We start from the raw sequence: 11,727 nt of genomic DNA on the forward strand, positions 1-11,727 counted from the left end.
TATCACAAAAGTTCATGAAAAAAAATCTTTGTCATGAAATCATGACAAAGATTGGGTTAATTTCGTTCATTGCTTGACGTTCTACCGCCATCTGAAGAATCCGTTGTAGGGTTGCTACCTTGATTGTTACTCTGTGAAGGCGTCGTGTCTGTTCCTGAATTTCCGTGTTGAGACGAACTTGATGAAGAAGGAAGTGGTTTTGGTTTATAAATCGAAATCTTAACACGTGTTTTATTGAGATCTACCTTTTCTCCAGGTTTAGGGTCCTGACTAACAACTGTTCCTTCAGCAGTTCCTTCAGGAGCAGTTGATACTTCCACAACTTCGATATTGGCCTCTTTTACACCAACAATCTGAGTCAAATTGTTCTTAGTAAATTCGAGACTGTAGCCAATGTAACTTGGCATGGAAACGCTAGTTACCTTCTTAGCAACTGTCAATACAATACTTGTTGCCTTTGTTAGGTCGTAAGTGCTTCCTGCAGCTGGGGTTTGCCTAATGACTGTTCCTGGATCGCTTTCGCTAGATTCCTCTTCCTCGATCTTGATAAGATTTTCTGGAACCTTTTTCCCTTTGAGCTCTGCGACAACATCCGAGGACTTACGTCCTACATAGTTACTTAGTTGGAAGGATTGCTTACCTGATGAGACGATTAGATTTACTTTGCTTCCTTCTTTTCGACCGCTTCCAGCTTCTGGATCTGTTCGAATGACGCGACCTTCGGCTACTGTGTCGCTGGCCTCTGACTTTTCTTCACCTACCTCAAAATTAGCTTTCTTCAGTGTTTCTTTAGCTTCAGCAACTGTCTGTCCCGATACATTTGGAATAGCAATAGTCGCTGGAGTTCGGGAGAAGATCCAAATCAAAGAGGCTGCAACTAGCAAGGCACTGGCCAGTAAAATCATGTAGCGAGCTTTAAACTTCCGTTTTTTCGCTGGTTTTGGTACTGGTGCTTCATCTACTACCTGCTGAGTCTGCTGTTTTGATTGAGGTCGCTCTAATTGTGGCTTAGCCTTCGGAATAGAGGTCAGAGTGCTTTGTGGAACTTTAGGCAAGGTCTTGGTATCAACCTTGCTTGCCTCATCAAAGACTAGCTTTGGTTCTCTCCTACGATTGTGAGACAAACAACTCGACAAGTCCACATACATTTCTGATACAGACTGATAGCGATCTGTCAATTTCTTGGCCGTTGCCTTGATAACGACATTTTCCAAAGCTTGTGGTACTGCTGGATTCTCAGCAATAACAGATGGAAGTGGTTTTTGGAAATGCTGGAGGGCAATAGTCACTGCACTATCCCCATCATAAGGGATATGTCCAGTCAACATTTCATAGAAAATAATCCCCATAGCATAGATGTCACTCTGCACAGTTGCCTTGGAACCACGGGCCTGCTCAGGTGAGAGATAGTGAACTGAACCGAGCATGGAGTTGGTCTGTGTCAGACTGGTCTCTGCAAAGGCCACGGCAATCCCAAAGTCTGTAACTTTGGCAGTTCCATCTGGTGTCAATAGGATATTTTGAGGTTTCAAATCTCGGTGGATAATCCCTCTCGTATGCGCCAGACGCATCGCCAAGAGAATCTGTCCCATAATACGGACGGCTTCTTCGTTTGAGAGAGGAGAGTGTTCTTTAATATAACGTTTGAGGTCCAGCCCTGCCACATACTCCATAGCTAGATACTGCTGACCGTCTTCCTCACCGATATCTGTTATTCGAACGATATGGGGATGATCCAGATCCGCCATGGCTCTCGCTTCACGTTGAAAACGTGCCACAGCAATCGGATCTGTCTGATAGTTAGTCCTCAGGACCTTAACCGCCACTTCTTCCCCGTCTAGGATCAAATCCTTGGCCAAGTAAACATCCGCCATGCCTCCTCGACCAATCTGTTTGATAATCCGATATCGTCCGGCAAAAATCTTGCCGATCTGGATCATTCTACTTCCTCCTCATTCATGTGAACAAGGGCAACCGTGATATTGTCTAAACCACCTGCATTGTTGGCAAAACGAATCAAAGTTGCCGCCTTGTCTGCCAAGGAAATATCACTTGTTACAATATCGTAGATATCGCTTCCTGAGATCATATTGGTCAAGCCGTCACTGTTGAGCAAGAGGTAGTCTCCTGGCTCTAGGCTAACCATGCCAAAATCTGGTTGAATTTCATCTTTTTGCCCAATGGATTGGGTAATGATATTTTTCTGCGGATGAATTTCTGCCTCCTCTGGAGTTAGCTGGCCAGCCTTTAGCAGAGCATTAACCAAAGAATGATCACTTGTGAGCTGGCGATAATCTTCACCACGGATCAAACCGATACGAGAATCACCAATATGGGCATAAATAGCTTGATTTCCAATAATGGCTACTGCTTCAAGCGTTGTTCCCATCCCCTTATAGGCTTCGTCTTTCCCCATCTGATGAATTTTTTGATTTTCAAGTTCCAGATAGTGGGCAAACCATTCACGGACCTCATTGACGGTGTCGATTTGGGTATCAACCCAAGCCACGCCTAGGTCTGTTACTGCCATCTCACTAGCGATATTGCCTGCACGGTGTCCTCCCATCCCATCAGCCAAGAGGATCATGGTGCGTCCTGCTCGGTTGACAAAGTGATTGACATAGTCTTGGTTATTTGTTCGTTTCTGACCAACATCTGTTAATAATGCTATTTCCATTGTGTCAGTTCCTTCCTATTCTGATATCTTACGGAATTGGCTGATAAAGAATCCATCACTTCCGTACAATTCAGGAGTGATCAAGATACAGCCGTCCTTCAAAATATCCTTGCATTCGTGTTCTAGTTTAACCTGCTCAAACTCGGGGTGACTTTCTAAAAATGCCTCAACGACGTGAAAGTTTTCCTCTGAGACGATAGTGCAGGTACTATACGTTATTATACCACCTTTTCGTAAGGTTTGACAAACACTACCTAGTATTTCCAGCTGAATTTGCTGTAATGTTGCGAAATCCGCCGTTTCTTTATTATATTTGATATCTGGTTTGCGGCGCAAAAGACCAATTCCAGAACAAGGAGCATCTACTAAAATCTTGTCAAAAGAGTCTTTTTCAAAAAACTCATGCACTTTTCTGGCGTCCAATTTTTGCGTTTGCACTCGATCTGCCACACCCAAACGCTCCGCATTTTCTTGGATCAAGTCCAACTTATGATCATAAAGGTCCAAAGCCGTCACCTTACCAGATGTGAGGAAAGAAGCAATATGGGCTGTTTTCCCACCAGGAGCTGCACAAGCATCAAGCACTCGCTCTTCTCCTTGTAGATCAAGAGTCGGAGCAACCAATTGACTAGACTCATCTTGGATGGTAATGGCCCCTTCTGCGAACAAATCATGTCCTGCAAAGTGGCCTTGCTCCTTGACCAGACCAGTGGCTGCCAAAGGGGAATCAGCCGCCTCTAACAAAGCTTTGATTTCCTCTTTTCGGCTCAAGTCGGTCACCCGAATACTGGCCTTATTTCGCACCAAGAGACTTTTAAAGATGGCTTGTGCTCGCTCTTCACCGTATTCTTCCTTAAGTTTAGACACGAGCCAAACCGGGAGAGAATAGGCGATGGAATCACGCTTATTTTTGCGTTTGATGCTGTCAACATCTGGCCAGCCTTCTCGCAAAATACGACGAAGGACGGCGTTGACCAATTTTTCACTGCCTTTTTTACGGAATTTAGCTATTTCCACCGCTTCATTGACCACTGCGTGATCGGGAATCTTATCCAGAAAACGGAGTTGGTAGATACTCATAAGGAGCAGGATATAGAGCCAGTTATCTAGCTTGTCTCGGTCTTCGATAAAGTGGGACAGGTACCATTCCAGAGTCAGTTTGCGGGTTACCGTTCCGTAGACAATCTCTGTTACTAAACCCTTGTCTGCTGCTGAGAGTTGACTCCCCTTGAGGTGTTTATTTAAGGCAATATTTGAATATGCTTGATTGACAAAAACATCCTCTAGCACTGCTAGGGCGAGACTTCTAGCCGTTTCTACTTTAGTCACCAAATCGTTCTCCTACTGTCAATGTCCGTCCCACTCCGTTGAGGAAGGAAGCAATGTCCATCTTAGGTTTACCAGCTGGCTGCACTTGCTTGAGAGATAAAGCTCCTTCGGACGTAGCGACGATCAATTCTTTCTTGCCAATAGAGAGGATCTCCCCTGGATTGCCCTGACCTTCTACTGGTAGGGCTTCATAAATCTTAAAGCGGTCGCCCTTTAGAAAGGTGTGGGCAACAGGCCAAGGATTCATCCCTCGGATTTGGTTGAAGAGTTGACGGTTAGTCTTATTCCAGTCCAACTTTTCTTCCTCTGGTTTGATATTTGGCGAGAAAGTGACCTGGCTTGGGTCCTGAGGCACAGGTTTGATCTCCCCAGCAATATAGGCAGGAAGGGTGTCCAAAAGCAAGTCACGACCAACAATCGCTAATTTCTCAAACAAGGTCCCGACATTGTCCTCATCTGTGATGGGAATGCTACGACGAGAAATCATATCTCCCGCATCCATCTCTTTAACCATTTCCATGATGGTCACACCAGCCTCCTCATCCCCTTGAATCAGGGCATAATGAATGGGAGCGCCACCACGGTGTTTTGGAAGAAGGGAAGCGTGAACGTTGACCGCAAAATCCATGCTATCAAGGAGTTTACTTGGGAGAAACTGCCCAAAAGCAGCAGTGATAATCCCAGCCGCCCCTAGCTTCATAATGGCTTCCATCTCAGGACTTCCAGATAATTTTTCAGGCTGGTAAATGGGAAGACCTGCTTCTTTGGCAGCCTGCTTGACTGGGGTTTCTTGGATCACTTTTTTTCGGCCGACAGCGCGGTCTGGCTGGGTCACAACAGCTAGAATCTCGTAACGGTCATCTGATAACAAACCCTTCAAAACTGTCGCTGAAAATTCAGGGGTCCCCATAAAGATTAGTTTTGTCATTTCTTCTCCTTCTTATAAAAATTGCTGTGGCTCATGGTCAATACTGAGACGAAGCTCGCTATTTTCCCGTTCTTGAGTCAAGGCCAAGACTTGGTTGAGAGTCGGTCCCAGCTCATCTTCTAAACGGTATTTAATCAATATCTGGTAATGATAAAGGTTGTGGGTACGGGCAATGGGTTTTGGCGTTGGTCCAAGGATTTTACTAGTTTCCGATAAACCTGAGCGCAAAATTCCCATGACCTCATAGGCACGTTTGACAACCTCTTCTTCTTTCTTGTGAGAGAGGGTAATCCCAATAGTGAAATAATAAGGCGGGTAGCCGAGTTGGCGTCTGATACTCATTTCATAAGCATAAAAGCCTTCGTAGTCTTGGTCTTTGGCAAAACGAATGGCATAGTGCTCAGGATTGTAAGACTGGATCAAGACCTGCCCAGCCTTTTCTGCTCGACCTGCACGACCAGCCACCTGGGTCAAGAGTTGGAAGGTTCTCTCAGAAGAACGGAAATCAGGCAGATTCAAGGCCGTATCTGCATTAAGAACTCCGACCAGAGTCACATTTGGAAAATCCAAGCCCTTGGCAATCATCTGAGTTCCCAGCAAGATATCTGCTTCCCCTAGGCCAAACTGGTCAAGAAGAGCTTGGTGACTACCCTTCCTGCGGGTCGTATCCACATCCATCCGCAGAATGCGGGCCTGAGGAAAGAGTTCTGCCAGCTCATCATAGGCCTTCTGAGTCCCCGTCCCGTAGTAACGAATACTGCGACTCTGACAGTTGGGGCAGATATGAGGAATTCCCTTAGAAAAGCCACAGTAATGGCAATTCATGGTCTTGGTATCCATGTGCAGGGTGAGAGAAATATCACAGTTGGGACAAGTATCCACAGTCCCACACTCCCTACACATAACAAAGCTAGAATAACCTCGGCGGTTTAGCATGAGAACTACCTGCTCTTTTTTAGCCAGACGGTCTTGAATGGCTTCTAGCAAAGGGGGCGTAAAGTTTGATGTCTCATTCTGCCCGATATAGTCACGAAAGTCAATCACTTGAACCTCAGGAATCGTAGCCAGAGGATTAGCTCGTTGGGTTAGTCGTAAGTGGTGATAGACACCTTTTCCAGCACGCGAACGGCTCTCTAAGCTCGGTGTCGCCGAACCAAGGACCAAAGCTGCTTGATTGTACTGGGTCCGTAAGATGGCGACCTCTCTGGCATGATAACGAGGATTGCTGTCTTGCTTGTAGCTAGCTTCATGTTCCTCATCGATAATCATGACACCCAGATTTTTCAACGGAGCAAAGATAGCTGATCGAGCGCCAACCACTACCTGAGCATCGCCACGCTCAACCTTGCGCCATTCGTCGTACTTTTCACCATTGGACAGGCCTGAGTGAAGAATGGCCACTTTCTCGCCGAAACGAGCAATAAAACGCTCCGTCATCTGTGGCGTCAGAGAAATCTCAGGTACCAGTAGAATGGCTGTCTTACCCTTGTCCAAGGCTCCTTGGATAATCTGCAAGTAAACCTCCGTTTTCCCACTCCCTGTAATCCCTTGAAGGAGGAAGGGAGGCTGTTGACTACCAATAGCACTGACAATGGCATCACGTGCCTGTCTTTGTTCCGGATTCAATTCCAAAGGTTGGCTAACTTCAATGCCTTCAAAATAAGCAGCTGAGCGTTGCACTTCCTTTTGTACTAGGGTTAGAGCTCCTTGATCCACAAAAAAGTTAACTTGCTCCCGCGAGTAGGACTCTAGCAAACTAGCCAAGGAAGCACTTTCAGGATGAGACAGTAAATAGTCTCTCAATTCCAACTTTTTCTTAGCACGCGCATAAATCTCAATACCTTCTAACTGCTCAACATGGATCTCATACCAAGACTGGGTCTTGACCTTCTTTTGATCGACTGCCTGGTATTCTAAGCGGAGCAGACCTTTCCTAGTCAAACGCATCATCTCAGCCTGCTTGGCCAAGTCTAGAGAAGAAAAGGCTAGCGAATCTTCTGAACCAAACAAGCGCTCTTTGTCTTGCCGACTCAAACCTTCCAGAGGATAGAGAATCTTATCATAACTGGAATTTAAAAATCCCGGTAGCATGGCTTTTAGGATGGAGATTTTGTAAGAAAAGACGGACTTTCGTAGCTCCTCAGCTAGCCAGAGTTGCTCTTGAGTCAAGACAGGAGAAAAGTCTAGCACCTCTGCAATCTCTTTCAAGTCCTGATCAGCAACCTCTTCATCAGACTGGGACTCCAAATCTAGCACAATCCCTTGTATCAAACGATTGCCTTTGCCGAAGGGGACATGAACCCGCATACCGACTTCTAGCATCTCTACAAATTCCTCAGGGACCTTGTAGCTGTAGGGCTGGTCCGTCTGCATCAGGGGAACATCCACTATAATTTTTGCGATCGCCATCTTCTCACCTCCTTCTTGTCACTACATTCTTGTAATAGAAAAAATAAGATTGAGTCCCCCCAACCTTAAATTTTTTCACCATCTTCTTTTTCTTTAGCGATTTGCTCTTTGATTTTCTTTTCTTCTTCTTCTCTACGGCGTTTTTCTTCTTCGATACGGAGACGAACCGCTTCACGTTTTCCTTCTGGATCTGGGTGAATGGTTACATTTCCAGACTCGATTTCTTCTAAAGCACGAAGAGTTGATTTTTCAGACTTAAACTCTTGAGTTGCTGGCGCGCCTGCTTCTAGTTCGTGGGCACGCTTTGCTTCCAAGATTACGAGTGAATATTTTGATGGCACCTTGTCGAGCAAGGTATCAATAGAGGGTTTTAACATCATTTGCTTGTACCTGTTTCCTATAGTTTATCGAGTAGTTGGAGATTTTGGCAACATCTCCTGATAGTGACCAATGACACGGTCCACACGGAAGTGTTCTGCTTCGATCACACGCTTGACACGTTCAGCAGCGAGGGGCACCTGATCGTTAACAATGGCATAATCATACTCACGCATGAGGGCAATTTCTTCCTTGGCTTTTTCGATTCGTTGGGCAATCACTTCCGCACTATCTGTTCCACGACCTACCAAACGATCTTGCAATTCATCCAAATCTGGTGGCGTTAGAAAGATAAAGACAGCATCTGGAACCTTTTTCTTAACCTGAAGAGCTCCTTGCACTTCAATCTCAAGAAAGACATCGATTCCCTTATCTAGGGTTTCGTTGACATAGGTCAGAGGAGTTCCATAGTAGTTACCGACATATTCTGCATATTCCAACATCTGACCTTGACGGATCAGTTCTTCAAACTCTTCACGAGTACGGAAGAAATAGTCCACTCCGTCCACTTCACCAGGACGTTGCGCGCGTGTCGTCATCGATACAGAGTATTGAAATTGATTCTCAGAACTCTCAAAAATCTCTCTTCTAACCGTTCCTTTCCCAACTCCTGAAGGACCAGAAAAAACGATTAGCAAGCCTCGGTCTGCCATTATGTCTCCTTTAGTTAGTCTGTGAAATAAAGTAAAATTTCTCTCGGATACTGATGATCGCGTCAGTTATCCTTCTACAGTCTTTCTATCTAGTGTAACAAAAAAGCAGTAATATTTCAACTGCTCTTTCTTATTTATTTAGCATAATCTACTGCACGAAGTTCGCGGATCACGGTTACTTTGATATTTCCTGGGTAATCGAGATTATTTTCAATTTTCTCACGAACTTTGTGAGCCAAGATTGTGACCTTGTCGTCCTTGATTTGTCCTGGATTAACCATGATACGTATTTCACGTCCTGCTTGAAGAGCAAAGCTATTTTGCACTCCTTCAAAGCCATTGGCGATTTCTTCCAAATCATGGAGACGTTTGATATAGCTTTCAAGAGATTCACTACGAGCACCTGGACGCGCTGCACTCAAGGCATCTGCTGCGGCAACGATCACTGCAATGACGCTTTCGGCTTCGACATCGCCGTGGTGGCTAGCAATGGTATTCACCACAACTGGGTGTTCCTTGTACTTACGAGCCAATTCCGTACCAATCTCAACGTGGCTACCTTCAACCTCGCGGTCAATAGCTTTCCCAATGTCGTGAAGGAATCCAGCACGACGGGCAAGAGCTGCATTTTCACCAAGTTCACTGGCGATGATACCAGATAGCTTAGCAACCTCAATCGAATGACGCAAGACATTTTGTCCATAAGAAGTACGGAACTGCAAACGTCCCATGATCTTCATCAAGTCTGGATGGAGGTTTGGCGCACCAATCTCATAGGCAGCAGCCTCACCGTATTCACGGATTTTATTGTCAATCTCCTGACGGTTTTTCTCCACCAATTCCTCGATACGAGCTGGGTGGATACGGCCATCCTTGAGCAACATTTCCATGGTCATACGAGCAATTTCACGACGAATCGGATCAAATCCTGACAAGGTTACCACTTCTGGCGTGTCGTCAATGATGACATCTACCCCTGTCAAACTTTCAAAGGTACGAATATTACGTCCTTCACGACCGATAATGCGTCCCTTCATGGTATCGTCTGGTAGGTGAACTGTAGAGTTTGTTGACTCTGCTACATAGTCACCAGCGATACGCTGCATAGCCTGAACCAAGATATCTTTCGCAATCTTGTCTGAACGTTCCTTGACCTCTTGCTCTGCCTCACGAATGCGGCTAGCAATTTCCTTGGTCAAATTTTCCTCTGTCTGAGCCAAGATAATATCTCGAGCCTCAGTTTGGGAAAGGGAACCGATACGTTCCAGTTCAGCTTCTTTTTGTCTTTCGACTTCCTCTAATTGCTCTTCACGTGCATCAAGGTTTTTTGCTCTATCAGAAATACTTTGTTCTTTTTGTTCAAGTGTTTTTTCTTTGTTCGTCAAATTGTCGTCCTTACGGTCAAGGCTCGTAGCTCTCTCCGTCAAACGACTTTCAATTTGCTTGAGCTCCTGACGTTCTGACTTAAATTCAGCGTCCACTTCTTCACGGTATTTTCTGGCTTCCTCTTTGGCCTCCAATAGTGCTTCTTTTTTAAGAGACTTGCTTTCGCTCTTGGCTTCATTTAGCAATAAATCCGCTTCGCGCTCAGCTTGTCCTCGTAAATTAGTTGCTTCTTGTTCAGCATTTAGAAGCATCAACTCTGCAGCCTCTTGAGATGATTTCATCTTAGCTGAGATGCTGACATATCCAATGACTAAACCAATGATGACGGCAAAAACAACAATCGCAATGGTCATGATTTCCATGTTTTTACCTCATTAAATTTGTTTATCGAATGACATACATTCCTTAATATTCTATCATAAAAAACCGATTTCCACAAACCCAAATTGAAGAGTTTTGTGTGATTTTTTGAAGAAATTCCTTGGATTTCCAAGCAAGATTAAGAATCTTTAAAAATTTAAATTTCCACGAAAAACGAAGCAAAAAAGAGCAATCACCTACCAAATACTACTTCTACAAACGCCTTAGAGAAAGTTCAGGAACAAGTGAAAGCGGTTCACTGCGGACAGATTTAACAGCCAGATCCCCATCATCACACTACTTCAAAATACCAAAATTATACTGAATAAATTTCACATATTCCAACATCTCAGTCGCGCTATAATAAAGCCTTTTATCCTCAAACTTTCAGAGAAACTTTAGCACCTTGTGAGATTGACAGCCAGACATTGACTTGTTCTGGTAAACTTCGCCATTAGTTGAAAGCAATCAGCAAGAATATAAGATGTCTAGTATTTGATTTTCAAAATTTCAAAAATTTAGAGTGATAATTCTCGTTACTTTGAATATTAGAAAAGAGAGAACCAATCTGATTCTCTCTCATGCTTAATTCGATCTCACCCTCCACAGTTGACAAAGAGCCAAAAACCCCAGATAGCTTTGAGCTATCCGGGGTTCTTGTTTTCATCGCTAAAATGATATCAACAATTTCATTTTAGTCGATTTTTGGGACTTAGTCTTCTAAATCCATTTCAGAAGCTGCTGATTTCTTCTTCTTGCCAAGAAGAGAGGCAGTTGCCAAGGCAGCTACTCCTAATCCAAGACCAGCAAATTGGTTACTTGCAGTTCCTGTATTTGGAAGTTTTCTACCGTTTGAACGTCCTGGTCCAGCAGGTTGTTGGGCAGGAGCTTGTGAGTGGTTCAATGCACTTGAGATTGAAGCACTGTCAGACAAGCTAGCTGAGGTACTTGCGCTATTGCTCAAGCTTGTGCTTGTTGAAACTGATTCACTTGTGCTGATTGAAGCACTTACGCTGTTGCTCAAGCTTACTGAAGTACTTGCTGAAGTTGAGGCATCGCCTGAACCATTGCTTGTACTTGTTGAACCTGAACCACTACCTGAGTTGTTGCTTGCACTGATTGAAGCTGATTGGCTAGCTGATACAGACGCTGAAGTGCTTTGACTTGCAGATACTGATGCGCTAGCTGATTGACTAGCTGAGCCATTGCTTGTGCTTGTTGAACCTGAACCATTACCTGAGTTGTTGCTTGCACTGATTGAGGCAGAAATGCTGTCACTCAAGCTTGCGCTTGTTGAGACTGACTCACTTGCGCTGATTGAAGTAGAAGTACTATCGCTCAATGATACACTTACTGACTTGCTGAGTGAAACTGACTCACTTGCACTTACAGATTCAAGGTAGCTAGGAAGGTTAAACTCTGGCTTAGATTCGCTTGTTGGCTCACCCTTACTATAGCTGAATGAGTTAGATTGTTGTGACGCACTTGTACTCAAACTGCTTGAAACGCTATTGCTCAAGCTTACTGAAGTACTTGTTGAAACTGAAGTACTACTTGAGTTGTTGCTTGCTGATTCAGATGCACTGATTGAGGCTGATACGCTATTG

9 protein-coding genes are annotated in these 11,727 nt (G+C 44.5%); all 9 read right to left on the reverse strand.

Features of this window, described 5'->3' with window-relative positions; genetic code table 11:
- Window positions 1–56 precede the first annotated feature (56 nt).
- Window positions 57–1,940, reverse strand: coding sequence for a Stk1 family PASTA domain-containing Ser/Thr kinase (gene pknB, locus D8854_RS07300; RefSeq protein WP_125450353.1), 1,884 nt, complete (start codon window positions 1,938–1,940; stop codon window positions 57–59).
- Complete coding sequence (locus tag D8854_RS07305; RefSeq protein ID WP_000401538.1) at window positions 1,937–2,677, reverse strand: Stp1/IreP family PP2C-type Ser/Thr phosphatase; 741 nt, start codon at window positions 2,675–2,677, stop codon at window positions 1,937–1,939. The genes pknB and D8854_RS07305 overlap by 4 nt, the downstream gene beginning before the upstream one ends.
- 15 nt (window positions 2,678–2,692) lie before the next feature.
- Window positions 2,693–4,006 carry a 16S rRNA (cytosine(967)-C(5))-methyltransferase RsmB gene (rsmB, locus tag D8854_RS07310; RefSeq protein WP_185768077.1) on the reverse strand — a complete coding sequence of 438 codons (1,314 nt, stop codon included), beginning with the start codon at window positions 4,004–4,006 and terminating at the stop codon, window positions 2,693–2,695.
- Window positions 3,999–4,934 carry a methionyl-tRNA formyltransferase gene (gene fmt, locus D8854_RS07315; protein WP_125450355.1) on the reverse strand — a complete coding sequence of 312 codons (936 nt, stop codon included), beginning with the start codon at window positions 4,932–4,934 and terminating at the stop codon, window positions 3,999–4,001. The genes rsmB and fmt overlap by 8 nt, the downstream gene beginning before the upstream one ends.
- 12 nt (window positions 4,935–4,946) lie before the next feature.
- The gene (locus D8854_RS07320) at window positions 4,947–7,343 is read right to left on the reverse strand and encodes a primosomal protein N' (RefSeq protein ID WP_125450356.1); all 2,397 of its coding nucleotides are present in this window, start codon (window positions 7,341–7,343) and stop codon (window positions 4,947–4,949) included.
- Window positions 7,344–7,408: 65 nt separating this feature from the next.
- A complete protein-coding gene (gene rpoZ, locus D8854_RS07325) occupies window positions 7,409–7,723 on the reverse strand; it encodes a DNA-directed RNA polymerase subunit omega (RefSeq protein ID WP_002875802.1) in 315 nt (104 codons plus the stop codon).
- A gap of 24 nt (window positions 7,724–7,747) precedes the next feature.
- Window positions 7,748–8,374, reverse strand: coding sequence for a guanylate kinase (gene gmk, locus D8854_RS07330; protein ID WP_000775041.1), 627 nt, complete (start codon window positions 8,372–8,374; stop codon window positions 7,748–7,750).
- Between the two features lie 134 nt (window positions 8,375–8,508).
- Window positions 8,509–10,122 carry a ribonuclease Y gene (locus D8854_RS07335; RefSeq protein WP_049519337.1) on the reverse strand — a complete coding sequence of 538 codons (1,614 nt, stop codon included), beginning with the start codon at window positions 10,120–10,122 and terminating at the stop codon, window positions 8,509–8,511.
- A 710-nt stretch (window positions 10,123–10,832) separates the two neighbouring features.
- The coding region (locus D8854_RS07340; RefSeq protein ID WP_260469233.1) for an LPXTG cell wall anchor domain-containing protein at window positions 10,833–11,727 on the reverse strand (895 nt) is incomplete at its 5' end.

Origin of the sequence: Streptococcus mitis, assembly GCF_003943905.1 — a bacterium.
GTDB lineage: Bacteria > Bacillota > Bacilli > Lactobacillales > Streptococcaceae > Streptococcus > Streptococcus mitis_BC.